Source organism: Streptomyces sp. NPDC096132, from assembly GCF_044763345.1.
Lineage (GTDB): Bacteria > Actinomycetota > Actinomycetes > Streptomycetales > Streptomycetaceae > Streptomyces.
Map to the genome: position 1 here is coordinate 13,018 of NZ_JBIWGA010000016.1, position 24,536 is coordinate 37,553.

The 24,536-nt window shown below is 70.0% G+C and carries 20 protein-coding genes; 13 read left to right on the forward strand and 7 right to left on the reverse strand.

Annotation, left to right across the window (positions count from 1 at the left end):
* Positions 1 to 21 precede the first annotated feature (21 nt).
* Both ACIRF9_RS32645 and ACIRF9_RS32650 read right to left on the reverse strand, forming a co-directional pair.
* On the reverse strand, positions 22 to 1,362 hold the full coding sequence (locus tag ACIRF9_RS32645) for a 6-phospho-beta-glucosidase (RefSeq protein WP_403829484.1): 1,341 nt from the start codon (positions 1,360 to 1,362) through the stop codon (positions 22 to 24).
* Entirely contained in the window at positions 1,359 to 2,123 is a 765-nt protein-coding gene (locus ACIRF9_RS32650) for a DeoR/GlpR family DNA-binding transcription regulator (RefSeq protein WP_403829941.1), read from the reverse strand. Before ACIRF9_RS32650 ends, ACIRF9_RS32645 begins: the two co-directional genes overlap by 4 nt.
* A gap of 169 nt (positions 2,124 to 2,292) precedes the next feature.
* On the opposite strand from ACIRF9_RS32650, the gene ACIRF9_RS32655 reads away from it, so the two are divergent.
* The 7 genes from ACIRF9_RS32655 (at position 2,293) to ACIRF9_RS32685 (ending at position 13,036) form a co-directional block, all read left to right on the forward strand.
* Positions 2,293 to 3,312 (forward strand): carbohydrate kinase family protein, encoded by a 1,020-nt coding sequence (locus tag ACIRF9_RS32655; protein WP_403829487.1) that lies wholly within the window; start codon positions 2,293 to 2,295, stop codon positions 3,310 to 3,312.
* A gap of 89 nt (positions 3,313 to 3,401) precedes the next feature.
* Entirely contained in the window at positions 3,402 to 4,688 is a 1,287-nt protein-coding gene (locus ACIRF9_RS32660) for an extracellular solute-binding protein (RefSeq protein WP_403829490.1), read from the forward strand.
* Complete coding sequence (locus tag ACIRF9_RS32665; protein ID WP_403829492.1) at positions 4,688 to 5,650, forward strand: carbohydrate ABC transporter permease; 963 nt, start codon at positions 4,688 to 4,690, stop codon at positions 5,648 to 5,650. The genes ACIRF9_RS32660 and ACIRF9_RS32665 overlap by 1 nt, the downstream gene beginning before the upstream one ends.
* Positions 5,651 to 5,664: 14 nt before the next feature.
* Positions 5,665 to 6,501: a carbohydrate ABC transporter permease gene (locus tag ACIRF9_RS32670; protein ID WP_403829495.1), complete on the forward strand. Its 837-nt coding sequence runs from the start codon at positions 5,665 to 5,667 to the stop codon at positions 6,499 to 6,501.
* Between the two features lie 8 nt (positions 6,502 to 6,509).
* The gene (locus ACIRF9_RS32675; RefSeq protein ID WP_403829943.1) at positions 6,510 to 9,452 is read left to right on the forward strand and encodes a glycoside hydrolase family 2 TIM barrel-domain containing protein; all 2,943 of its coding nucleotides are present in this window, start codon (positions 6,510 to 6,512) and stop codon (positions 9,450 to 9,452) included.
* A gap of 48 nt (positions 9,453 to 9,500) precedes the next feature.
* Complete coding sequence (locus tag ACIRF9_RS32680; RefSeq protein WP_403829498.1) at positions 9,501 to 11,342, forward strand: LamG-like jellyroll fold domain-containing protein; 1,842 nt, start codon at positions 9,501 to 9,503, stop codon at positions 11,340 to 11,342.
* A gap of 26 nt (positions 11,343 to 11,368) precedes the next feature.
* Positions 11,369 to 13,036 (forward strand): histidinol-phosphatase, encoded by a 1,668-nt coding sequence (locus ACIRF9_RS32685; protein WP_403829501.1) that lies wholly within the window; start codon positions 11,369 to 11,371, stop codon positions 13,034 to 13,036.
* A 98-nt stretch (positions 13,037 to 13,134) separates the two neighbouring features.
* Here the strand turns inward: ACIRF9_RS32685 and ACIRF9_RS32690 are convergent, their stop codons facing one another.
* From ACIRF9_RS32690 to ACIRF9_RS32705, 4 genes are read right to left on the reverse strand one after another with little or no spacing between them, the layout of a single operon-like run.
* Positions 13,135 to 13,590, reverse strand: coding sequence for a MaoC family dehydratase (locus ACIRF9_RS32690; RefSeq protein ID WP_403829504.1), 456 nt, complete (start codon positions 13,588 to 13,590; stop codon positions 13,135 to 13,137).
* A 51-nt stretch (positions 13,591 to 13,641) separates the two neighbouring features.
* Entirely contained in the window at positions 13,642 to 15,147 is a 1,506-nt protein-coding gene (locus tag ACIRF9_RS32695; RefSeq protein ID WP_403829507.1) for a long-chain fatty acid--CoA ligase, read from the reverse strand.
* A gap of 12 nt (positions 15,148 to 15,159) precedes the next feature.
* Positions 15,160 to 16,044 carry an amidohydrolase family protein gene (locus tag ACIRF9_RS32700; RefSeq protein WP_403829510.1) on the reverse strand — a complete coding sequence of 295 codons (885 nt, stop codon included), beginning with the start codon at positions 16,042 to 16,044 and terminating at the stop codon, positions 15,160 to 15,162.
* A gap of 2 nt (positions 16,045 to 16,046) precedes the next feature.
* The gene (locus ACIRF9_RS32705; protein WP_403829513.1) at positions 16,047 to 16,964 is read right to left on the reverse strand and encodes an SDR family NAD(P)-dependent oxidoreductase; all 918 of its coding nucleotides are present in this window, start codon (positions 16,962 to 16,964) and stop codon (positions 16,047 to 16,049) included.
* Between the two features lie 219 nt (positions 16,965 to 17,183).
* Between ACIRF9_RS32705 and ACIRF9_RS32710 the strand changes: the two genes are divergently transcribed.
* The gene (locus ACIRF9_RS32710) at positions 17,184 to 17,609 is read left to right on the forward strand and encodes a MarR family winged helix-turn-helix transcriptional regulator (RefSeq protein WP_403829945.1); all 426 of its coding nucleotides are present in this window, start codon (positions 17,184 to 17,186) and stop codon (positions 17,607 to 17,609) included.
* Positions 17,610 to 17,613: 4 nt separating this feature from the next.
* On the forward strand, positions 17,614 to 18,408 hold the full coding sequence (locus ACIRF9_RS32715; protein WP_403829515.1) for an IclR family transcriptional regulator: 795 nt from the start codon (positions 17,614 to 17,616) through the stop codon (positions 18,406 to 18,408).
* Positions 18,409 to 18,725: 317 nt separating this feature from the next.
* Here ACIRF9_RS32715 and ACIRF9_RS32720 read toward each other — a convergent pair whose 3' ends face one another.
* Positions 18,726 to 19,139, reverse strand: coding sequence for a VOC family protein (locus ACIRF9_RS32720; RefSeq protein WP_403829517.1), 414 nt, complete (start codon positions 19,137 to 19,139; stop codon positions 18,726 to 18,728).
* A gap of 233 nt (positions 19,140 to 19,372) precedes the next feature.
* Here ACIRF9_RS32720 and ACIRF9_RS32725 point away from each other — a divergent pair, with 233 nt between their 5' ends.
* The 4 genes from ACIRF9_RS32725 to ACIRF9_RS32740 all read left to right on the forward strand — a co-directional run bounded on the left by ACIRF9_RS32725 (position 19,373) and on the right by ACIRF9_RS32740 (position 24,519).
* Positions 19,373 to 20,620, forward strand: a complete 1,248-nt coding sequence (locus ACIRF9_RS32725) for an Ig-like domain-containing protein (protein ID WP_403829519.1) — start codon at positions 19,373 to 19,375, stop codon at positions 20,618 to 20,620.
* Between the two features lie 159 nt (positions 20,621 to 20,779).
* Positions 20,780 to 22,171 carry a glycoside hydrolase family 16 protein gene (locus ACIRF9_RS32730; RefSeq protein WP_403829522.1) on the forward strand — a complete coding sequence of 464 codons (1,392 nt, stop codon included), beginning with the start codon at positions 20,780 to 20,782 and terminating at the stop codon, positions 22,169 to 22,171.
* Positions 22,172 to 22,349: 178 nt separating this feature from the next.
* Complete coding sequence (locus ACIRF9_RS32735; protein WP_403829525.1) at positions 22,350 to 23,939, forward strand: DUF4157 domain-containing protein; 1,590 nt, start codon at positions 22,350 to 22,352, stop codon at positions 23,937 to 23,939.
* Between the two features lie 193 nt (positions 23,940 to 24,132).
* The gene (locus ACIRF9_RS32740) at positions 24,133 to 24,519 is read left to right on the forward strand and encodes a hypothetical protein (protein ID WP_403829529.1); all 387 of its coding nucleotides are present in this window, start codon (positions 24,133 to 24,135) and stop codon (positions 24,517 to 24,519) included.
* The last annotated feature ends 17 nt before the right edge of the window (positions 24,520 to 24,536 follow it).

Genomic DNA, 24,536 nt, shown 5'->3' on the forward strand with positions numbered 1-24,536 from the left:
AGAAAGCGCTTTCTCTATATCTCAGCGCCTAAGGTACGCGAGCCCGGGATGGACCTCGGCATAGCCCTCGACGAGCCTGCGGGCGACATTCACGGAGTCGACCAGCGGATGCAGCGCGAACGCCTTCACCGCCGTCGCCCGCGAGCCGGACTCGGCCGCGGCCAGCACCTCCCGCTCGACCGCCTTGACCGCGCACACCAGCCCGGTGGCGTGGCCGGGCAGCGGGGCGACCGCGACGGGGTGGGCGCCGTTGGCGTCGACGAGGCAGGGGACCTCGATGACGGCGTCCGCGTCGAGCACCGAGAGGGTGCCCTGGTTGCGCACGTTCAGGATGAGCGTGGTGCGCTCGTCGCGGGCGATCGCCCGCATCAGGGCGAGGGCCACCTTCTCGTAGCCGCCGGAGAGGTCGTCGGCGTCGCGTTCACCCGCGCCGGCCGTCTCGCGGTTCTCCGACATGTACGTGGCCTCGCGCTCGGCGCGGGTGCGGTCCCAGGCGGACAGGGCCGCCGCGCCTGGGTCGCGCATCTCCTCGTAGAAGTGGGCCTGCTGCTCGCGCAGGAAGGCGCCGCGGGTCTTCTCGGCCTGCTGGTAGGCGCGGACGGCCTCGCGGTTGAAGTAGTAGTAGTGCAGGTATTCGTTCGGGATCGCGCCGAGCGACTGCAGCCAGTCGACGCCGAACAGCTTGCCCTCCTCGAAGGAGCCGAGCAGGTCGGGGTCGGCGAGCAGCCGCGGCAGCTCGTCGCGGCCGGCGACGCGCAGGCCGCGGACCCAGCCGAGGTGGTTGAGGCCGACGTAGTCGATCCACGCCTCCTTCGGGTCCGCGCCGAGCACCCGGGCGATTCGGCGGCCGAGGCCCACCGGTGAGTCGCAGATGCCGATGACGCGGTCGCCGAGATACCGGGACATGGCCTCGGTGACCAGGCCGGCCGGGTTGGTGAAGTTGATGAGCCAGGCGTCGGGCGCGAGGCGGGCGACGCGCTGGGCGATGTCCACGGCGACGGGGACCGTCCGCAGACCGTAGGCGATTCCGCCCGCGCCGACCGTCTCCTGTCCGAGGACGCCCTGAGCGAGGGCGATCCGCTCGTCGTCGGCCCTGCCCTGCAGACCGCCGACGCGGATCGCGGAGAAGATGAAGTCGGCGCCGCGCAGCGCCTCGTCGAGGTCGGTCGTGGCCGTCACGGTGGGGGCGTCGGGGACAGCGGAGGCCTGTTCGGCCAGTACACGGGCGACTGCATACAGTCGACTGTCGTCCAGATCGTGCAGAACGACTTCCGTGACCCGCCCCTCCGCGCGGTCCCCGAGGAGCGCCCCGTACACGAGCGGCACCCGGAACCCGCCGCCGCCCAGAATCGTCAGCTTCACGCTTGCACCTTTCCTGCCACGACCACCTCGACGCCCGCCTCCTCCAGGGAGGCACGGGTCGCCGGGTCGACCGGCGCGTTCGTCACCACCACGTCCAGGTCCTCGGGACCGCAGACCTTCGCCATCCCCGTACCCGGGAACTTCGCCGCGTCGGCCAGCAGGACAACCTTGTCACCGGCCTTGATCATGGCTCGCTTCACCGGCACCTCGACGACCGTCGTGTCCATCACCTGCCCGCCGGGACGCACTCCACTGGTGCCGAGGAAGAGCCAGTCGGCGTGCAGCTGGCGCAGATTGTCCTCGGTGAGGAAGCCGACCAGGGAACGGTACTCGCGGCGGACCATCCCGCCGAGCAGTACCAGCTCGATACCCTCGTCGTCGGCGAGCTCCTCGTAGACCACCAGATTGCTGGTGATCACCGTGATGCGGCGGCCGTGCAGCTGACGGGCGAGGCGGTAGGCGGTGGTGCCGATGTCGAGCAGGACCGACTGACCGTCCCTGATCATCGCCGCGGCGTGCGCGGCGATGGCGTCCTTCTCCGACACGCGCACCTCGGCGACCTCGGCGAAGGGCTGGTCGCCCTCCTCCACGACGGCCCCGCCGTGGACACGGGTGAGCAGGCCGTCCTCCTCGAGTTTCACCAGGTCACGCCGGATCGTGGCGGGACTCACGCCCAGTTGTTCGGAGAGATCCGTCACGGCCGCGGGACCACCGGAGCGCAGGGCCCGCAGGATGAGTTGATGTCGTCGTTCTGCCAGCACGTCGTGAACACTACTCGTCATCTTCGATCATTTCTATGCTCAGTTCTGCTCAGCTATTGACCGAGGGCGGCTGGCGTCGCACGATTCCGGTCACGAAATGAAGAGTTTTGACGAGCTCCCGTGGACGGGCGCGAGCTCCCCACGACTCCCCCGACGAGAGGACGCCTCCGTGGACGACGACCGGCCCGATGTGCTGCTGACCGGGCTGCTCTTCTACGACCTCGTCCTCACGGGGCTGGGCAAGCCGCCCACGCCGGGCGAGGAGATCTGGACCGCCGGCATGGGCTGCGGCCCCGGCGGCATCGCCAACCTCGCGGTGGCCGCCTCCCGCTTCGGCCTCAGAACCTCCCTGGCCACGGTCTTCGGCGACGACTTCTACGGCGCGTACTGCCATGAGGTCATCGCCGGCCAGGAGGGCGTCGACCTCTCGCTGTCCCGGGTCGCCGAGAACTGGCCCACCCCCGTCACCGTCGCCCTCGCGCACGGCCACGACCGGGCGCTCGTCACCCACGGCCAGGAACCGCCGTACTCGCAGGACGTGCTGATGGGCGCCCCGCCCGAGGCGCGCACCGCCCTCGTGCACATCGAGGCCGAGCCACAGGCCTGGCTCGCGAAGGCGGCCGCGAACGGTACGCAGATCTACGCCGACGTCGGCTGGGACCCCACCCAGCAGTGGTCCACCGACCTGCTCGAACAGCTCGCCCTGTGCCACGCCTTCCTCCCCAACGAGGCCGAGGCGATGGCCTACACCCGCACCGACAGCGCCGTCGCGGCCCTCGGCACGCTCGCGGAACTGGTGCCGGTGGCGGTGGTCACCCAGGGCGGCGACGGCGCCGTCGCGGTCGACCAGACGACCGGCGAGTACGCGGGGGTCCCGGCCCTTGACATCGATGTCCTGGACGCGACGGGCGCCGGTGACGTGTTCGGCGCGAGCTTCGTCGCCGCCTCGCTCGGCGGCTGGCCGCTGGAGGAACGGCTGCGGTTCGCCGTACTGGCCGCCGGGTTGTCCGTACGCCATCACGGCGGGGCGCTGGCCGCGCCCGGCTGGTACGGCGTCGACCGGTGGTGGCGGTCGGTGACCGACCCCGAACTGAAGCGTGCATACGGTTTCCTCGCCGACCGTATACCGGCGGACGTCGGCCCGCCGGTGCGGTACGCCCCGGTCACCCCGCCCGCCCGGCAGCCCTGACCGTCCCGGGCTTCCTGCCCCAAAAGCTTGCCCCTGGTTGTGCATCCCGTCTGTGAAGACGCGAACAGATCCGAAAGGCGGTGGGAGCGTTGCGGCTCTCACGTAGAGGCCTGCTGCGCGCGGGCCTGGCCGGCACGGCCGCCACGGCCCTCGGCGGCCTGGCATCCGGCTGTGCCGTTCCGACCGGTTCCACCGGCCGGAACATGGTCCTGTGGTACTGGAGCGGCGGTCTGAGCGACACGGTCGTGAAGAACGCGAAGGCCCGTTACGACAGCTCCGTGAACCTCCAGGCCATCCAGATCGGCGGCTACTACCGGTCGAAGCTGATCACCACGATGGCCGGCCGGGCCCACATCCCCGACATCGCGGGCCTCAAGGGCGAGGACATGGCGTCCTACCTGCCCAACGCCGACCAGTTCATCGATCTGCGGACACTCGGCGCCGAGAAGTACAAGAGCCGGTACCTGTCCTGGAAGTGGGACCAGGGCATCGCCGACGACGGCACGATGGTCGGCTTCCCGATCGACTGCGGGCCGGTCGCGCACTACTACATGCCGGCGGTCTTCGAGAAGGCCGGACTGCCCTACGAGCCCGAGGACGTCTCCCGCGAGCTGGACACCTGGGACAAGTTCCTCGACGCCGGAGTCCAGCTGAAGAAGCGGATCCCGGACACCTACCTGCTCACCGACATCACCAGCGTCTTCACCATGTCGGTGAACCAGGGCACGAAGAACTACGTCGACAAGGACCGCCACTTCATCGGCGACGAGGAGCACATCAAGACCGCCTGGGACCGGGCCGTGGACGCCAAACGGCGCGGGATCGTCTCCCAGCTCGTCAGCGGTACGCCGGACCAGCTGTCGGCCACCGAGAGCGGCAAACTGCCCAGCCAGCTCAACGCCTCCTGGGCCACCAGCGACATCAAACTCGGTGTGCCGAAGACCAAGGGCGAGTGGCGGGTGGCGAACTGTCCCGGCGGCCCCTCCAACATCGGCGGCTCGTTCCTGGCGATCACCAAGGCGTGCCGGGAACCCGAGAGGGCCTTCGAGGTCATCACCTGGCTGCTGAACGCGCCCAACCAGGCCCAGGGCTTCGTCGACGCGGGTCTCTTCCCGTCCACGCCGGCCTCGTACGGCATGAAGAAGCTGCAGGAGCCCGACCCGTTCTTCGGCGGCCAGGTCACGATGGACGTCTTCGGGCCGGCCGCGCAGAAGATCCCGGTCACCTACAACAGCCCCTACGACATCGCGCTCGGGCAGCCCATCAAGGACGAGATCAAGAACGTCGGCGTCCTCGGCAAGGACCCGGACCAGGCCTGGAGTGACGCCATGAGCAAGTGCCGGCGCATCGCGAAGCACCTGGGGGTGAGCTACTGATGGCCACCGCCCCCGCGCTGGACAAGCCCCCGGCGACCGTGGCGGCCGCGCCCGCCACGCAGCCCAGAAAGGGCTTTCGCACGTACTGGCACCTCTACGCCGCGATCTCCCCGTTCTATCTGCTGTTCCTGGGCTTCGGCCTGATCCCGGTCGGGTTCTCGCTCTACGTCTCCTTCCACCGCTGGGACGGCCTCGGCTCGATGGAGTGGGCGGGCCTGTCGCAGTACCAGTACCTGCTGGGCGACACCGACTTCTGGAACTCGGTCGGCAACACGATCCTCATCTGGGTGCTGGCCACCTTCCCCATGATCTTCCTGGCGATGGTCACGGCCGTGATGCTCAACTCCGCGGTCCGTTTCAAGAACGTCTACCGCTTCGCCTACTTCCTGCCGAACGTCACGTCCGTGGTGGCCGTCGCGATCATCTTCGGCTCGGTGTTCTCCACGAACTTCGGCCTGGTCAACGCCCTGCTGCAGGCGGTCGGCATCGACCAGGTGGCCTGGCTGAACACCCCCTGGGGCATCAAGGTCGCCATCGCCACGCTGATGACCTGGCAGTGGACCGGCTACAACGCGATCATCTTCCTCGCCGGTCTGCAGACGATCCCCGGTGAACTGTATGAAGCGGCCCGTATGGACGGCGCCGGTCCCGTGCAGACCTTCTTCCGGATCACGCTGCCGATGATGCGGCCGGTGCTGCTGTTCGTGCTCGTCGTGTCGACCGTCACCGGTCTGCAGAGTTTCTCCGAACCACAGGTCCTGCTCCAGACCACCGCCAACGACTCGACGTACGCGGGCGGCCCCGGCCACTCCGGCCAGACGATGGTCCTGTACTTCTTCCAGCAGACCTTCGACAACAACGACTTCGGCTACGGCGCCGCCGTGGCGTGGGGCATCTTCCTCGTCGTCATCCTCTTCTCGATCGTCAACTGGCGCCTGGTGCAGCGCCGGGGCGAAGACTAGGGAGGCCGCTCACCATGGCATCCATCAAGGGAACCCGCAGCCGGGGCATCGCGCTGCACACCGTGCTCGTGATCGGCCTGCTCCTGTCGGCCTTCCCGTTCTACTGGGCCGTGATCATGTCGACGCACTCGTCGTCGGAGATCTTCTCGTACCCGCCGAAGCTGCTCCCCGGCTCGCACTTCCTCGAGAACGCCCGTCACCTCTTCGACAACATCGACTTCTTCGGCTCGATGGTCAACTCGCTGCTGGTCGCGGGCTCGGTGACCTTCCTGGTCCTGTTCTTCGACTCGCTGGCCGCCTTCGTCTTCGCCAAGTTCGAGTTCCCGGGCAAGAACGTGCTGTTCGCGCTGCTCATGGTCATCTTCATGGTCCCCGCGCAGCTCGCGGCCATCCCGCAGTTCGTCATCATGGCGAAGCTCGGCTGGATCGGCTCGATGACCTCGCTGATCGTGCCGGCCGCCGCCAACGCGTTCGGCATCTTCTGGATGCGTCAGTACATGAAGGGCGCCATCCACGACGAACTCCTCGACGCCTCCCGCATCGACGGCGCGCACTTCCTGCGCCAGTACTGGCACGTCGCCCTGCCGGTGGTCCGACCGGGCCTGGCCTTCCTGGGCATCTTCACCTTCATGGGCCAGTGGAACGACTACGCCTGGCCCCTGATCGCCCTCACCAACCCGGACAACGTCACCCTCCAGGTCGCGCTGTCCCAGCTCAACGGAACTCACGGAACGACGGACTACGGAATGGTCATGACCGGCGCACTGCTCGCGCTGATCCCGCTGCTGATCGTGTTCGCGGTCGGCGCCCGCCAGATCATCGGGGACCTCGGCAAGGGAGCCATCAAGTGAACCACCCGCTGCCGGACCCCCTGCTGGCGCTCCGCCCCTGGCAGGCACCCGAGGTGACCTCCTGGGGGCGGCTGCCCATGAACGCCGTCGACCGGCGCGCCGGAGCAAACTCCCTGGACGGCGACTGGCGCTTCCAGTTGCTGTCCGCTCCGCAGGCGCCGGTCGGCGGTGCGTGGTCGACGGCCCTCGTGCCGGGCGTATGGACCATGCAGGATACGGACGACCCGCTGCGGGCGACGGTCGACCTTCCGCAGTATCTGAACATCCGTATGCCGTATACAGAATTCCCCCCACTGTCGCCCGTCGACCACAACCCGACGGGTGTCTACGAGCGCGAGGTCGACGTCCCCGCCGAGTGGGCCGGCCGCCGGATCGTGCTCCAGGTCGGCGCCGCCGAGAGCGTGCTGCTGGTCCATGTGGACGGGCGGCCCGTCGGCCTGTCCAAGGACTCCCACCTCGCCGCCGAGTTCGATCTGTCCGGCGTCGTACGTCCCGGTGGGCGGTCCGTCGTCCGGCTGACCGTCGTCAAGTGGTCGGACGCCTCGCACATCGAGGACCAGGACCACTGGTGGCACGGCGGGATCACCCGCTCGGTGCTGCTGTACGCGACCGACCCGCTGCATCTGGCCGACGTGACCGTGCGCGCGGCGCGGGACGGGGAGCTGCGGGTCGACTGCAGGGTGCGGGACGCGGCCGGGGCGCTGCCCGAGGGGTGGTATGTCAGCGGGGAGCTGGACGGGCTGGCGCTCACGCAGGACACGGAGTTCGACCGGGTCAACGCCGAGGACGAGCGGGTCTCGGACTTCCTCGGCGAGGCACGGCTGCACACGCGCGTGCCCGAGGTGCGCACCTGGACCGCCGAGACGCCCGAGCTGTACGGCCTGACGGTGCGCCTGCACCGCGCCGACGGCTCCGTCGCCGACACCTCCCGGCACCGCGTCGGCTTCCGGGACGTCGAGATCGTCGGCCGGGACCTGCTGGTCAACGGCGAGCGGATCTTCATCCGGGGAGTGAACCGGCACGACTTCCACCCGCTGACGGGGCGGACGGTGTCGTACGAGGACATGCGCGCGGACCTGGTCCTGCTGAAGCGTTTCGGCTTCAACGCGATCCGCACCGCGCACTACCCGAACGACCCGACGCTGTACGACCTCGCCGACGAACTCGGTTTCTACGTGGTCGACGAGGCGGACATCGAGTCCCACGACCACGCCCACGAGATCGCCGACGACCCGCGCTATCTGAACGCCTTCGTGGACCGGGTGTCGCGGATGGTGCTGCGGGACAAGAACCACCCGTCGGTGATCATCTGGTCGCTGGGCAACGAGTCCGACTACGGCGCCAACCACGACGCGGCAGCGGGCTGGGTGCGCCGGCACGACCCGACGCGGCCGCTGCAGTACGAGGGGGCGGCCAAGCTCGGCTGGGCGGACCCGGAGCTCGCCTCCGACATCGCCTGCCCGATGTACGCGCCGCTGGAGGACTGCGTGGCGCACGCGCTGTCCGGGGAGCAGACCAAGCCGCTCATCCAGTGCGAGTACTCGCACGCCATGGGCAACAGCAACGGCACGCTGGCCGACCACTGGGCCGCCATCGAGGCCACCCCGGGTCTTCAGGGCGGGTTCATCTGGGAGTTCTGGGACCACGGAATCCTTCAGTCCGTGAACGACGGAAGACCGGTCGGGCGTGGGGGCGCCGGCCTCTACGACAACGGTGTCACCGCACCCGGCTACCGCTGGGCGTACGGCGGCGACTTCGGCGAGAAGGACCACGACGGCGCGTTCATCGCCGACGGTGTCGTCTTCCCCGACCGCACCCCGAAGCCCGTCATGTACGAGCACCGGGAACTCGCCGCGCCGGTCCGGCTGGAGCTGTTCCGGCACGAGGGGCTGGTGGTCTCCAACCACCAGCACTTCCGGGGCCTGGAGTGGCTCGCGGGCGAGTGGGAGCTGGCGCTGGCGGACGGCCGTACGCTGACCGCTCCCGCCGAACTCCCGGCGCTGCGGCCGGGAGAGACGGCCGTGGTGCCGCTGCCGATCGCCTTGCCGGAGGACGGCGGCGAGGCGTGGCTGACGCTGCGCGTGACGACTGCCGAGGACCTGGCGTGGGCGCCGCGGGGCACCGAGGTGTGCGCGCCGCAGGTGCGGCTGCGGGCGGCCGTCGTCGTCGACGACCCGATGGTCCGCGGCAGTGTGGAGGTCGACGCCGACGGGCTGCTGGTCCATCCGCTGCTGACGGCCGGGCCGACGCTGTCGCTGTGGCGGGCGCCCACCGACAACGACGAACTGGGCGGCATGGCACTGCGCTGGCGGACGTGGGGACTCGATGCCCTCGTGCGCAAGGTGGTGTCGGTGCGGCGCGACGACGATTCGGTGACCGTGCTCGCCGAGTACGCGGGCACGACGGGTGTGGTCCGGCACCGGCAGGTGTTCACACCTGTCGAAGGCGGTGTCCGGGTGGACGAACTGGCCGAGCTGCCCGCGGAGTTCGACGACGTGGCTCGGGTCGGGTCGGTCTTCGAGACGGTCGCCGGGCTCGATGTGCTGGAGTGGTTCGGGCAGGGCCCCTGGGAGTCCTACCCGGACCGGAGCGGGGGCGCGCCGGTCGGCCATCACTCCCTCCCCGTGGACGAGTTGTTCACCCCCTACCTGCGGCCGCAGGAGAGCGGCGGCCGGCACGGAGTGCGGCGGTTCACGCTCTCCGGGCCGGACGCAACAGGCCTCGCGGTCACCGCGGACGAGCCGCGCCAGGTCTCCGTCACGCGGTACCGCGCCGAGGACCTGACCGCCGCAGCCCACCACGACGAACTGGTGCCGCGCGCGGGCTGCGTGGTGCACCTCGACGCCGCACACCGGGGCCTCGGTACGGCCTCGTGCGGCCCCGACACCTTCCCCTCCTATCTCGTCGCACCCGGCGTCCACCGCTGGAGCTGGACCCTGCGCACCCTGTAACCCCCCATCTCCTCAAGGACTTTCCCCCGCTTCCCCAACGGAGCACACGTGTGTACTTCGCATGCCCACGAACCGTGCGAGGCCGCGCAGGCCGGCGCCGGACGGCGTAGTTTCCTGCGGGCCACCGCGCTGCTCGGCGCCGCCGCCACGGCCTCGGTCGCACTGCCCGCGGCCGACGCCGAGGCAGCGCCCTCCGCCTGGCGCCCCGACACCGACAGCCGCCGCTTCACGCTCGCCGTGATGCCCGACACCCAGTACCTCTTCGACGGTCCGAGCATCGACAAGGCACCGGTGGAGGCGTCCCTGCGCTACCTCCTGGAGCACGGCAGGGAGGAGAACATCGTCTTCCTGTCCCACCTCGGCGACCTCACGCAGAACGGCGCCGAGGCCGAATTCGCCGCGATCGGGGAGGCGTTCGAGCTGCTCGACCGGCGCGGGGTCGGCTACAGCGTCCTGGCCGGCAACCACGACGTGAAGTCGTCGACGACCGACCAGCGCGGGGCGACCCCGTACCTGGACACGTTCGGTCCGCGGCGCTTTGGGGGGAAGTCCGGCTTCGGCGGGGCCTCCCCCGACGGCTACAACACCTTCCACCTGTTCCGTGCGGCGGGGCGCGCGTGGATGGTGCTGGCCCTGGACTGGCGGCTCTCGGACCAGGGGTACGCCTGGGCGACCGACGTCCTCGCCCGGCACCCGAGGACCCCGGTCGTCCTCACCACGCACGAACTGGTCGTCGAGGACGACTCGTTGTCGGCGTACGGGCAGCAGCTGTGGGACCGGCTGATCGAGGACCACGACCAGATCTTCCTCACGCTCAACGGGCACTACTGGCCCGCGGGCCGGGCAACCCGCAAGAACGCGGCGGGACACGACGTCCATCTGCACCTGACGAACTATCAGAACCGTTACTTCGGCGGCGCGGCGATGATCCGCCTGTACCGGTTCGACCTCGACCGGAACGTCATCGACGTGGAGACCGTGTCCCCGTGGATCCTGGGCCGGGCCGCGCGGGGGCTCAACGAGCTGGAGCGGCGGGAGATCGAACTCAGCGGTGACGCCGACCGGTTCTCGGTGGACATCGACTTCGCCGACCGCTTCTCCGGCTTCGACCCGGTGCCGGCCCGGCCCGCGCGGCCGGTGTCGAGGATCGTCGTCCCCGGCACGGTCGCCTACTGGCGCTTCGACGGCCACGACGACGGTACGACCGTCTCCGGCACCGTCCGCGACCTCTCCGGGCGCGGCAACGACCTCAGCCTCGTCACGGTCGGCGGCGGCACCCTCGGCTGGTCGTCGGACCACCACCCCGACCAACCCGGCCACGGCAGCCTGGAGTTCCGGGGCTACAAGTCGCCGCTGAAGGGTGCCTATCTGCGCACGGTCGACGGCGCTCCCCTCAACTCGGCCACCTTCGACGACGGTTACACCATCGAGGCGTTCTACCGCCTCCCTGCCGACTGGGACCCGGCGCACCACGCCTGGTCGGGACTGGTCAGCCGTACGGGAACGGGCGGCGCCGCGGGCAGGACCGGTGACGACCCCGACGAACCGCTCGCCACCCTGTCGCTGTCCAACGACCGGGAACCGCAGTGGGCGATGCGCCCGCTGAACCAGGAGGGCATCGCCACCAACTGGGGCCAGGAGACACCGCTGGAGACCTGGTGGCACCTCGCGGTCGTCAACGACGGCTCGCACACCACGCTGTACGTCGAGGGCTGCCCGGTCGTGCGCAACCCGAAGGCGAAGGCCGTGGGCATCACCTCCGTCGGACTGCCGTGGCTGCTCGGCGGCTACGAGTACGCCGGACAGATCGACCAGATCCTGCACGGCCGCCTCGGCGACGTCCGGATCGTCGCACGGGCGCTGCCCGTCTCCTCCTTCATGAACCACTGACGCCCTCGAAGAGGACTCACACCACCATGACCGAGCAGCAGCTGCCCGACTGGGCCGACCCCTCCGTCTCCCCCGCGCACCTCGACGCCCAGGGCGTCTCCCGCCGTCAACTCATCCGCCGTGCGGGCCTGTTCGGCGCGGCGTTCGCCCTCGGCTCCGCCACGACGCCCGCGCTTGCCGCACCGGGCCGCGGTCTGGGCGGTGACGACCCGCGTCTCGCCTACCTCGTCGGCGACCACCACATCCACTCCGTCTACAGCCACGACGCCAAGTACACGTTCTCCCAGCAGGCGAAGGCCGCCGCCCAGTACGGCCTCGACTGGATGGTGTTCAACGAGCACTCCAACTTCGGGCACGCCTCCCACGGCGCCGCGCTGGAGCACCGGGAGATCCTCGAGGCCCGCGCGGAGAACCCGCGTCAGCTGATCTTCCAGGGCCTGGAGTGGTACATCCCGGCGGCCGAGCACTGCACCGTGTTCGCGGCGCCGGGCCCCCACGAGGTGGACCTGCTCACGCAGTTCGAGCTCGCCTACGACGGCAAGCTGCTCGGCTACACCGAGGGCTCCGTCGGCGCCGCCGACACCGCCCGCAACGAGGCGCACGCCGTCAAGGCGATCAAGTGGCTGGCGGAGCAGCGCCGTTCGGGCTACGTCGACGACGTCCTCGTCCTCGCCAACCACCCGTTGCGTCTCGGCATCGACTCCCCGCACGAGATGCGCAACTGGCGTGACGCGGCGCCCGAGATCATGATCGGCATGGAGGGGGCGCCCGGCGCCCAGGGCGCGGCGATCCCCGGCTGGCGCGGCACCACCTCCATCCGCGGCGAGTACGAGAACAAGCCGTCGGCGCAGTCCTGGTCGGGTTATCCGACGGACGCCTACCTCACATACGGCGGCTTCGACTGGGCGACCGCGACCGTCGGCGGTCTGTGGGACTCGATGCTGGCCGAGGGCCGGCTGTTCACGATCACCACCAACTCCGACAACCACCGGACCGTCTTCGACACCTGGAAGAACGGCGACTGGCCGGCCGGGCATAACTTCGACAACACCGGCAAGCTGCCCGACCCGGTGAACACGGACACCCCGCAGCCCGGAAGCGACTTCTGGCCCGGCGAGTTCAGCCGCACCCACGTCGGCGTCACCCGCTACGGCTACCGCGCGGTGATGGAGGGTCTGCGCGCGGGCCGCGTCTGGCTCGACCACGGGCATCTGCTGGACGGGCTCGACGTCCGCGTGCGGCGGGACTGCGACGCGGGCCGGGGTGTCACCCTCGGCGGGCGGCTGCGGGTCCGCAAGGGCGAGAAGATCACGCTGTACGTGACGGTGACGACCGCCTCCCGGGCCAACCCGCAGGGAATCCTGCCCCAGTTGGCGCACGTCGACGTGATCCGCGGCGCGGTGCGCGGTCCGGTGTCCGACCGGGACACGTGGCAGGCGCCCGACACCAGGGTCGTTACCTCGAAGGACGTCTCCGCCCGCAAGGGGACGTACACCCTGCGCATCCCGCTGACCGCCGGCGAGGAGTCCTTCTACGTCCGCCTGCGCGGCAGCGACGGCAACCGCCACGGGGCCGGCTACCTCGGCGCGTCGATCGACCCGCACGGCCCGATCCCGCACGAGCCGGGCAACGGCGACCCGTGGGCGGACACCTGGTTCTACTCGAACCCGGTCTTCGTGGACGTCGTGCGCTGAAGGCCGCCCCTGAAGGGGGCACGTGGGACTGCGCGACCTGCCGCCACGGTCGCGCAGTCCCCCACGACTTCAGCCCCTACGGCGTCACCGGCAAAGCCTCACGCGTAGAAACGCGAAAGGCTCTGCAGCACGGCCGCCGGCTTGGCGCCCCCCTCGATCTCGATCGCCCCGTCGACGGTGATCTGCACCCCGCCCGGCACGTCCTCGACCTCGGTCAGCTTGCCGACCAGACGGATCCGGGAGCCGACCTTCACCGGCGAGGGGAAACGCACCTTGTTCAGGCCGTAGTTGACCTTCGTGGTGACGCCCTGGACGTCCAGCAGCTCGGTGAACAGCGGGATGAACAGGGACAGCGTCAGGTAACCGTGGGCGATCGGGGCGCCGAAGGGGCCTGTGGCGGCCTTCTCCGGGTCCACGTGGATCCACTGGTGGTCGCCGGTCGCGTCGGCGAAGGTGTTGATGCGCTCCTGGGTGACCTCGATCCACTCGCTGGTGCCGAGGTCGCTGCCGGCCAGCTTCTTCAGCTCGTCCAGGCCGTTGACGGTGATGCTCATATGCCGTTCCTCACTTGGAAGTTGACGCAAGGGGATGAACAAGGGGATGAATCAGGAGTCAGTGCCGAACCGGGAGCGCACTCGGGCTTTGAGAAGCTTTCCGGAAGCGGTGCGCGGAAGTTCGTCCGCGATCACCACCGACTTGGGGATCTTGTATTTCGCGAGCCGCCCGGCAAGGGACGCCAGCACGTCGTCGGCGTCCAGCGAAGCGCCTTCCCGGGGCACGACGACCGCGCGCGGCACCTCGCCCCACTTGTCGTCCCGCACGCCGATGACGGCGGCCTCGACGATGTCGGGGTGGGAGAGGAGGAGGTCCTCGATCTCGGCGGGGTAGATGTTCTCCCCACCGGAGATGATCATGTCCTTTATACGGTCGACGATGTACACGTAACCGTCTTCGTCGACCTTCGCCGCGTCCCCGCTGCGGAACCAGCCGTCGGCGAAGGAGGCGGCCGTCTCCTCGGGCAGCCCCCAGTAGCCGGGCATGACGTGCGGCCCGCGGACCAGGACCTCACCGGTCTCGCCCGGCCGGACCGTGGTGAGGTCGGGGGCCAGGACGCGTACGTCGCTGAAGAAGTGCGGCACTCCGGCCGAGCCCGCCTTGCTGATCGCGTGCTCGGCGTCCAGGAACAGCGTGCCGGGGGACGCCTCGGTCATGCCGTAGCCCTGGAGGAAGGTGAGCCCGCGCTCCTGGTAGGCGGCGATCAGCGGAGTGGGGACCGGGGAGCCGCCGCAGGTCAGGATCCGCAGGCTGGACAGGTCGGCGTCGGCCCAGCGCGGATGCCGGGCCACCTGGTCGAACATCGTCGGCACCCCGAACATGAAGGTGATCCGGTGCCGTTCGATCAGGTCGAAGGTGGCCTCGGGGTCGAAGGCCTCGACCAGGACACAGGTGCCGCCCTTGAGGAGCACCGGGAGCGTCAGCATGTTCAGGCCCGCCGTGTGGAACAGCGGCGCCGAGACCAGGGCCCGCTCGTCGGTGATCAGGTCGGTGTCGACGAGGACGTTGATCGCGTTCCAGGTGAGGTTGCCGTGCGTGAGCATGGCGCCCTTGGGCCGGCCGGTCGTGCCCGAGGTGTACATGATGATGCAGGTGTCGTCGGCGCCGACGGGCTCGTCGATCGGCTCGTCGGCGGCCGACGCCAGCGCGTTCTCGTACTCGGCGCCGACCTCGACGTACGTCCGTACGTCCGTGCTGCCCGGCAGCCCCGCCACCAGGCCCGCGTGCGAGGGGCCGTAGACGAGGGCCTTGGCGCCGGAGTCGGCGAGCTGGTAGGCGATCTCGGGCCCGGCGAGGCGGGTGTTGAGCGGGACGAAGACCGCGCCGAGCGTGCCGGCCGCGAAGAGGGTCTCCAGGTAGGAGGGGTGGTTCGGGCCGAGATAGGCGATGCGGTCGCCGCGGCGCACGCCCCGGGAGCGGAGTGTGTGGGCCAGCCGCGTGACGCGTGTATGCAATGTGCGGTAGTCCGTCGACTGCTCACCGTGGACCAGGGCGGTGCGGTGCGGGGTCTTGCGGGCCCGGCGTGCGGGCCACGACCCCAGTCCCTCGTTGCGCATGCTCCACGCCCCTTACGGTGTGGTCAGCCCGAGCAGACGGGCGGCGTTCTCCTTGAGGATCTTCGGCTTCACCTCGTCCTTGATCGTCAGCTTGTCGAAGTCGGCGAGCCAGCGGTCGGGGGTGAGGACGGGGAAGTCGGAGCCGAAGAGGACCTTGTCCTTCAGCAGCGTGTTGGCGTACTGGACGAGCTGCGGCGGGAAGTACTTCGGCGACCAGCCGGACAGGTCGATGTGCACGCCCGGCTTGTGCGTGGCGACGGCGAGGGCCTCGTCCTGCCAGGGGAAGGACGGGTGCGCCAGGATGATCTTGAGGTGCGGGAAGTCGGCGGCGACGTCGTCCACGTGCAGCGGGTTCGAGTACTTCAGGCGGATCCCGCCGCCTCCCGGCACACCCGCGCCGATGCCCGTCTGGCCCGTGTGGAAGAGGGCGATGGTGCCGGTCTCCTCGATGACCTCGTACAGGTCGTACGCCACCGCGCGGTCGTTGGGGAAGAAGCCCTGGATGCTGGGGTGGAACTTGAAGCCCTTCACCCCGTACTCCTCGACCAGGCGGCGGGCCTGCCGCACGCCCGCCTTCCCCCGGAAGGGGTCGATGGAGGCGAAGGGGATGAGGACGTCCGCGTTGGCGGCGGCGGCCTCGGCGACCTCCTCGTTGGGGACGGGGGCCGTGCCGGTCGCGGACTCGGCGTCCACCGTGAAGATCACGGCGGCCATCCTCCGCTCCCGGTAGTAGGCGGCCGTCTCCTCCAGGGTGGGCTTGCGCTTGCCCTCCACCTTGAAGTAAGCGGAGGACGCGTCGTGCAGGTCGTCGTCGAGCGAGGAGTGGCCCTTGGAGGACACCTCCGCGTGGGTGTGGACGTCGATCGCGACGAGTTCCTCGACGTTGAGGGTCGCCATGGTCAGGCCTCCGGGAACTTGGGTGCCGGGATGCCGACCGTCTGCAGTTCGGCACCGACCGAGGTGGGGAAGGCGTCGGCCAGGCTCGCGGGAGTCCAGCCGCCGTCGGCGTACGCCGTCCTGATCTCCTGCGGATGCGACCAGAGTGCCACCTTGTCGCCGCCGATGCCGATGGCCTGGCCGGTGATGCCCCGGGCAGCCTCGGAGGCGAGGAAGGGCACGAGCGCGGCGCAGTCCTCGGGGGTGCCGAAGCCCTCGCCCTTGCGCAGGAAGTCCGGGAAGGGCTCGCCGTTCTTCAGTGCCTCGACGTACGGGGCGAAGGCGGGGATCGTCTCGGTCATCGCGGTCGCGGCGACCGGGACGATCGCGTTGACGGTGATGTTCGCGCGGCCCAGCTCCATGGCCCAGGTGCGGGCGAAGGCGGCGATGCCGGCCTTGGCGGCGGCGTAGTTCGTCTGGCCGAAGTTGCCGCGCTGGCCGGCCGGGGAGCCGACCAGGATCAGCGTGCCGCCCTCACCCTGCTCGCGCATCCGTACGGCGGCGGCTCGGGCGCAGGTGAAGGTGCCCTTGAGGTGGGTGGTGATCACCGCGTCGAAGTCGTCGTCGGACATCTTCCACAGCACCTTGTCGCGCAGGATGCCCGCGTTGGTGACCAGGATGTCGAGCCGCCCGAACTCCTCCACCGCGCGACTCACCAGCCGCTCGGCGGCCTCGGTCGTGCCGACCGGGACGACCTCGGCGACGGCGGTGCCGCCGGCCTCGGCGATGGACTTCACGGCCTGCTCGGCGATCGCCTCGTCCACGTCGTTGACGACCACGGACGCACCGTGGGCGGCCAGGGCCTGGGCGTACGCGAGGCCGAGGCCCCGGCCGCTGCCGGTCACGACGGCGACCTTGCCGGTGAGATCGATGCTGGTCACGAGCGAGTCCCTTCAGGAGGAGCTACGGTGCGGCTTCGAGATCGAAGCTAAGAGCAATAATTGTTGTCGTCAATAGTTGTTGTCCACCTGTGGGTGAGTCATGCTGGAATCTGCACGACGCACCGCCCCCGTCGGGGGGCCGAGACCAGGGAGCCCGCCATCGCCCGCCAGGACAACGCAGTGAACGCCGCCGCACCGATCGACGGGAACGAGCCGTGGATGCGCGCGCTGCACGCGGACACGGGCTATCTGCTCTACCGGCTGGGGCTGCGCTCGGGTCAGTTGTTCAACACGTTCCTCCAGGAGTCGGGGCTGCGCCTGCGCCACTACGCGGTCCTGCGCTTCCTGGCCACCGCCGAGGGCTCGCTCCAGCGCGAGCTGAGCGCACGGCTCGGGTACGACCCGAGCGCGATCGTCGGCCTGGTCGACGATCTGGAGAAGCTCGGCTTCGCCGAGCGCCGGCCCGCCCCGGACGACCGGCGCAGCCGGATCGTCGTCCTCACCGAGGACGGCCGCGCCTTCCTGCGCGGCACCGACGAGGCGGGCCTGCGTGTCACGAACGAGCTGCTGGGCCCACTCGGCCCCGCCGAACGCGAGACGCTGCACGCGCTGCTGCTGCGGGTCGCCGAGGACGGGCTGACCTGATGCCATGAGGACGACCGAAGGGGACCAGGACCACCCCGCCACCACCTCCCGTTCCGCGCCCGACCGGCTGCTGGCCGTGCTCGCCGCGTTCGACCACACCCACCCCGCGCTGTCCCTGAGCGACATCAGCCGGCGGGCCGGGCTGACCCTCACCACCGCCCACCGGCTCGTCGGGGCGCTGACCGAGTGGGGCGCGCTGGAGCGGGACCCGTCCGGCCTCTACCACGTGGGGCTGCGACTGTGGGAGGTCGCCGCGCTCGCGCCGCGCGGCCTGGCGCTGCGGCAGGTGGCGCTGCCGTATCTGGAGGACCTGTACGAAGCCACGCACGAGAACGTCCAGTTGGCGGTGCGGGACGGGTCCGAGGTCGTCTACACCGAGTGGCTCTCGGGCCGTTCGGCGGTCGGCGTACACATCCGGGTGGGCGCCCGCTGGCCGCTGCACGTCACCGGGGTCGGGCTGGTCCTGCTGGCCCATGGCGGACCCACGCTCCAAGAGGCCTACTGCGCGGGGCCGTTGGCGTCCTTCACCGCCCACACCATCACCGATTCCGCGCGGTTGCGCCGGGTACTGGCCGAAGTCCGGCGCACCGGTGTGGCGGTGAGCAGCCGTCAGGTCACCGACGACGCCCTGTCGGTGGCCGCTCCGGTGCGCGGGCCGGGCGGTGCGGTGGTCGCCGCCGTGTCGGTGGTCGTCCCCCACGCCGACGCCCAGGTACCGGTCCTGGCACCGGCCGTACGGGTCGCCGCGCGGGGGATCTCACGGGCGCTGGGGTGGCAGCCGGAGGGGCCGCAGGGCTGAGCGTCTCGCGTGCGGGCGGCTGGGGTCCAGGGCGATTGCACCCGCCACCGGGAGCGACACCGGGCGCTTCGCCGCACCGCCGGCAGTGGCACGGGGCACTTCGCCGCACCTTCGGCAGCGACGGAGGGCTGGGCGTCTCGCGTGGGTACGGCTGAGGCGCGGGGCGCTTCGCCCTGCTGCCGGCAGCGGCGGCCTCGGTGAGCCCGGCCGTGAGACGGTGCGGGCTTCTCGAGGAGGGCGCGCGCAGAGAGGACCCCAAGGAGGGCGCCCCCAGGAAGGGCCCCCAAGGAAGGCCGGGTTCCCGGGCCGGGTGCCGCCTACTCGCCGAGCTCCTCGAAGAGCGTCAGCTGCAGGGCGCCCGGCGCCTCGAGGCGGGAGTTCAGGGAGTTCCACGGGGTGCGGGTCGGCTCGGCGACCACCTCGGCGCCGGCCGCGGCGAGCCGGGCGGTGGCGGCGGTGGAGTCGTCGACCCGGAAGGCGACCCGCACATGTCCGGCGACCCGGCGTCCGACCTCGACGTCGTCGATGAAGGCGGCGTGGTTCGGGTCGGTCAGTTCCAGGGTGGCGCGGCCGGCGTCGAGGATGGTGACCCGTCCGTCCGGCGAGGAGAACGCGGCCTGCTCGGGCAGGCCGAGGACGTCCCGGTAGAAGCGCAGGGCCTCGTCGTAGTCGTCGGCGGTGACCACCAGACGGAGTTCACGGACTGCGGGCGTGTCGGACGCGTCGGACATGCGGGCTCCTCGGGGTTCGCGGGTGCGTGGTTCCGGTTCCTGTGTCGTGCCTGTACCTGTGCCTGTCCCTGATCAACTCCACCCACTCCCCCTTTGTTTCCCTCGCCGCCTCCCCGTCCCTCCCAGCTCCTCCTCACGGAAATCTCAGCTTGCGGCCCGGTTATTCAAAGGATCAACCAATGTCAGGGACGCAGGATGCAGGCGCAAAGGTGGACATCTCAGGAAGGCGTGCCGTGGGCGTCTCGCACATATCGAACCGGTCCGAGCAGCGGTCGAAGGGGTGGTCCCGGCGCGGGATCCTGGCCGCACTGGGGGCCGCGCCGGCCGCCGCGCTGACCGGGTGCAGTTCCGGGTCGGCGGACGCCTCCGAGGGCTCGGGCACCCAGGCGTCCGCCTCCACGAAGGCCTCGGCGGCCGCCAAGCAGGCGGTGATCTCGGTCACCCCGGCCGACGGCACGAAGAAGGCCGCGTTCACCAGCCCGGTCGAGGTGACCGTGACCGACGGCACGCTCGCGTCCGTGAAGGTGACGGGCAACGACGGCTCCACGCTCGAGGGCTCCCTGAACGACGCGAAGACCCGGTGGACGTCGTCGAAGAACCCGTACTCGGGCACCAAGTACACGGTGACCGCGCAGGCGGAGGGCGCCGACGCGCAGACGGCCACGTTCACGACGAAGTCGCCCGGAGAGACCTTCGTCGGCTACTTCACCCCCGAGGCGAACTCGACCTCCGGCGTCGGCATGCCCGTGTCGATCAACTTCACGCACGCCGTGTCGGACAGGGCCGCCGTGCAGAAGGCGATCACGGTGACCGCCGAGCCGGCCGTGGAGGTCGTGGGCCACTGGTTCAGCGACACCCGGTTGGACTTCCGGCCGGAGACGTACTGGGCCGCCGGCACCAAGATCACGCTCAGTCTGCGGTTGAAGGACGTCGAAGGACAGGATGGTGTCTACGGTATGCAGTCGAAGGACGTCACCTTCCACATCGGCCGCGAGCAGATCAGCACCGTCGATCTGTCCAGCAAGCAGATGGTGGTGAAGCGCGACGGAGCGACCTACGCCACCTACCCCGTCTCCGGCGGCGACTCCGAGCACACCACCTGGTCCGGGATCATGGTGATCAGCGAGCGGTTCAAGCAGACCCGGATGGAGTCCTCCACGGTCGGCCTCGGCGACGAGTACGACATCTCCGACGTGCCGCACGCCCAGCGGCTGACCACCTCCGGCACCTTCGTCCACGGCAACTACTGGGCCTCGACCTCGGTGTTCGGCAGCCAGAACACCAGCCACGGCTGCGTCGGCCTGCACGACGCCAAGGGCGCGAGCGACAGTTCGGTCCCGGGCTACAAGTTCTACGAGAGCTCCATGCTCGGCGACGTGGTGATCGTGAAGAACTCGGGCGAGAAGACCGTGGAAGCGTCCAACGGCCTCAACGGCTGGAACCTGTCGTGGGCGGACTGGAAGGCGGGCAGCGCGCTTTAGCCCGTTTGCGTGGTTCACGCCATGAACTTCCCAGCGGCGAAAGGACTTTCCTCGCTTTAAGTCTTGACGACTCTCGGGACGGAGAGCACATTGGGCCCACTTTGAGAGCGCTCTCAAAGTCACCCGCACCCCACCACTCCGTACCCGAGAGGTCCCCCCATGAGTGCAACCTCCGGCATGTCCAGACGGCGACGCGCTCTCGTCGCCGTCCTCGGCACCCTCGGCCTGGCGGCCGCCGCGGCGACGGCCGTCACCCTGCCCGCGAACGCCTCCGCGCCCACGCCCCCCTCGGGCTGGACGCAGGTCTTCCTCGACGACTTCACCGGCGCCGCCGGCACCGGCGTCAACACCTCCAACTGGCAGTACAGCACCGGAACTTCATATCCCGGCGGCCCCGCGAACTGGGGCACCGGCGAGGTCGAGACGATGACCAACAGCACCAGCAACGTCTCGCTCGACGGCAACGGCAATCTGCGCATCACCCCGCTGCGCGACTCGGCCGGCAACTGGACCTCGGGCCGCATCGAAACCGTGCGCACCGACTTCCAGCCCCCGTCCGGCGGCAAGCTGCGCGTAGAGGCCCGGCTGCAGATGCCGAACGTCACCGGCACCGCGGCCGAGGGCTACTGGCCGGCGTTCTGGATGCTGGGCGCCCCGTACCGGGGCAACTACCAGAACTGGCCCAGCGTCGGCGAGTTGGACATCATGGAGAACGTCCAGGGCCTGAACAAGGTCTGGGCGACGATGCACTGCGGCACCAACCCGGGCGGCCCGTGCAACGAGACCACCGGCCTCGGCAACTCCACCGCGTGCCCCAACACCACCTGCCAGTCCGGCTTCCACACCTACACCATGGAGTGGGACCGCTCGGTGAGCCCCGAGGCGATCCGCTTCTACGTCGACGGCGTCAACTACCACACGGTGACGGCCAGTCAGGTCGACGCGACGACCTGGGCCAACGCCACCAACCACGGCTTCTTCGTCATCCTGAACGTGGCGATGGGCGGCGCCTTCCCCGACGCGTTCGGCGGCGGCCTGGACAGCGCCACCGAGCCGGGCCACCCGATGGTCGTCGACTATGTGCAGGTGCTGCAGGCCTCGGGCAGTGGGAGCGGTACCACGACCCCGCCGTCCGGCAGCCGTGACGCCTCCTCCACCATCCAGGCCGAGTCTTACGACAGCCAGTCCGGTACCGCGACGGAGACCACGACCGACACCGGCGGCGGCCAGAACATCGGTTACCTCGCCAACGGCGACTGGGCCCTGTACCGGGGCGTCACCTTCGGTTCGACGGCGGCAACTCAGTTCAGCGCACGGGTCGCCAGCGGTGCGGCCTCCGGGGTCAGCGGACTGGTCGAGGTGCGCCTGGACAGCGCCACCAGCACACCGGTCGGCAGTTTCGCGGTGGCCAACACGGGCGGCTGGCAGACCTGGAAGACGATTCCGGCGAACATCAGTTCCGTCACCGGCACCCACGACGTGTATCTCACCTTCACCAGTGGGCAGTCGGCGGACTTCGTCAACGTCAACTGGTTCACGTTCGGCCACTGATCCGGCCGTACGGCGCCGGGCGACCCGCCCTTCACACGGTCGGGCGCCCGGCGCCCCGTACGGCGGCCTTCCCCAACTGCCCTGCGGGGCAAGCGGATCTGCCCCTGCGCTCCTTTCCCGGCACGCGGCGGACCGGGTAGGCAGGGAAGGACCGTTCCACCCGCCCGGAAGGCATCTCGTGCGCACAGCGAAGACCGGCAGGACTCCCGACGACTCGGCCCGCAAGGGCCCGGCGACCTCGGCGAGAACCGGTACGCCGGCCGACGGACTGCTCGCGCTGCAGCGCACGGCGGGCAACGCGGCGATCGTCCAGATGCTCCGCCGGGAAGGCCACCCGGAGACCCCGGCGCAGGAGGAGCACCGGCACGGCCCGGACTGCGGTCACCGGGACGCCACGGCATCAGGCGCCGCTCCCGCGGTGCAGCGCTCGACGGTCCACGAGGTCCTGCGCGGCAGCGGCCGCCCCCTCGACGGCGCCGCCCGTGCGGACATGGAGTCCCGCCTCGGCGCCGACTTCTCCGACGTCCGTATCCACACCGACGCCGCGGCGAAGGCGTCCGCGTCGGAGATCGGCGCCCGCGCCTACACCTCGGGCAACCACATCGTCCTCGGCGACGGCGGCGGCGACCGGCACACCCTCGCCCATGAACTGACCCATGTGATCCAGCAGCGGCAGGGGCCGGTCGCGGGCACCGACAACGGTTCCGGGCTGCGGGTGTCCGACCCCGGCGACCGCTTCGAGCGGGAGGCGGAGGCGAACGCCGTCCGCGCGCTCGCGGGCCCCGCGCCGTCCGCCGACGCCACCTCGGAACACCCGACGGGCCACCACCGCACCGCCGGTGGCCCCGCGGTGCAGCGCCGCAAGGTCGAGCTCAAGCAGGGGCCGCCCCAGGCCTCCGACACGCAGGCCTTCAACACCTTCTTCACCGCCGTGGACAACGCGGTCGAGTGGGCCTACCACTACGTCATCACCGCACCGCAGCTGGGCCCCCTCGCCAAGTACGACGGGTACACCAAGCGTTGGGTCGAGGTCTGGCAGGAGTTCCACACCGTCGGCAGAAGCGGCGGCATCTCCAAGGAGTTCGGCTACGCGATCGAGTCCGTCGCCCAGGCCCGCCTGGAAAGCGCCGGAAGTCCCGCTCTCCCCGCGGGGATGCACTACTCCACCCAGGTGACGTTCGGCACCACCCGGCCGGACTACGTCCTGTACGCGCAGGGGAATCCCATCGGGGCCGTGGACATCACCGCCGCCGCCAGCACCGGCCACGTCCTGAACAAGACCAACTGGGACGGTCTTTTCCCCCAGTTCGGCGAATCCGTGTACCCCTCACTCAACCCCACGATCATCGCCGGCATGCAACTGGCCCACGGCAACGCCGCGCCGCTCAGCCAGGAGCAGGCCGACCAGCTGAAGCAGCAGGCCGCGGCGAAACGCGCCACGTGGGAGGCGAACTGGCACCAGATGGCCCTCTCCTTCACCCACGACATGCAGCGCAACGGCATCCTGAACCCCGACGGGGGCGTCAAGGCCGGCGGCGATCCGATCATCCGTGAGTCACGGCGCCGCAACGCGGTCTTCTCCTGGATGACCGCGAACCTCGGCGTGAAGCAGCAGGCCGCGGAGGAGAACGCCACGGTCATGCTGCTCAAGTTCAACCCGAGCTGGCCCGCCTCGTTCTACTGCAACGACACCACGGCGAGCGAGTCCCGCGGCGAGGCGTTCCTGACCTCGGTGTTCCCGGAGTGGGAACAGCGCAGGGGAGCCTGACTCGGACTCTCGTCACGGCCCCGTCGAGTGTCTACGCTCGATGGAACAGGTGTGCCGTTGCCACAACTCCTCGGGTGTGCGGATGAGGTGACCGGTAGTGGAAGCTCGATCGGACAGCAGTGGCCCGAACCACGATGAAGTCGCGGCGCTTCGGACTCGGGCCGATGCCGGGGATCGGAACGCGGCAGGCCGGTTGGGGGAACTGCTGGCCAAGCACGGCGATCGGGAAGGCGCTCTGCGGCTGTGGGCCCGCACCTACGGGGCCGTATCGCCCACGACGAAGCGGTTGGCCGAACTACTCGCGGAACGCGGTGACTTGGCGGGCGCGGTGGAGGTGTGGAAGTTCTCGGACCGGGTGCGGCAGAACCCGGAGGGCTACCACGCGGAGTACCTGGACACGCTGGATGTCCTCGACCGTATGGATGACGACGATCCCGAGGACTGGGCCTTCATGGAGACGGAGCAGCTGGCCGACCTGCTGGCCGAGCGCGGCGACGAGGCTTCCCTCGCGGAGTTGCGGGCTCGCGCCGACGCGGGCGACACGGCCGCGGCGAGACGGCTTGCTCGGCCGTCCAGTTGACCCGTCGATGCGTGTCA

What these genes read in the sequence shown, in the direction of transcription:
- ACIRF9_RS32665 (WP_403829492.1), top strand. Translation starts at nt 4,688, where the DNA reads ATGGCCACCGCCCCCGCGCTGGACAAGCCCCCGGCGACCGTGGCGGCC.
- ACIRF9_RS32670 (WP_403829495.1), top strand. Translation starts at nt 5,665, where the DNA reads ATGGCATCCATCAAGGGAACCCGCAGCCGGGGCATCGCGCTGCACACC.
- ACIRF9_RS32685 (WP_403829501.1), top strand. Translation starts at nt 11,369, where the DNA reads ATGACCGAGCAGCAGCTGCCCGACTGGGCCGACCCCTCCGTCTCCCCC.
- ACIRF9_RS32690 (WP_403829504.1), bottom strand. Translation starts at nt 13,590, where the DNA reads ATGAGCATCACCGTCAACGGCCTGGACGAGCTGAAGAAGCTGGCCGGC.
- ACIRF9_RS32695 (WP_403829507.1), bottom strand. Translation starts at nt 15,147, where the DNA reads ATGCGCAACGAGGGACTGGGGTCGTGGCCCGCACGCCGGGCCCGCAAG.
- ACIRF9_RS32700 (WP_403829510.1), bottom strand. Translation starts at nt 16,044, where the DNA reads ATGGCGACCCTCAACGTCGAGGAACTCGTCGCGATCGACGTCCACACC.
- ACIRF9_RS32710 (WP_403829945.1), top strand. Translation starts at nt 17,184, where the DNA reads ATGCGCGCGCTGCACGCGGACACGGGCTATCTGCTCTACCGGCTGGGG.
- ACIRF9_RS32715 (WP_403829515.1), top strand. Translation starts at nt 17,614, where the DNA reads ATGAGGACGACCGAAGGGGACCAGGACCACCCCGCCACCACCTCCCGT.
- ACIRF9_RS32720 (WP_403829517.1), bottom strand. Translation starts at nt 19,139, where the DNA reads ATGTCCGACGCGTCCGACACGCCCGCAGTCCGTGAACTCCGTCTGGTG.
- ACIRF9_RS32730 (WP_403829522.1), top strand. Translation starts at nt 20,780, where the DNA reads ATGAGTGCAACCTCCGGCATGTCCAGACGGCGACGCGCTCTCGTCGCC.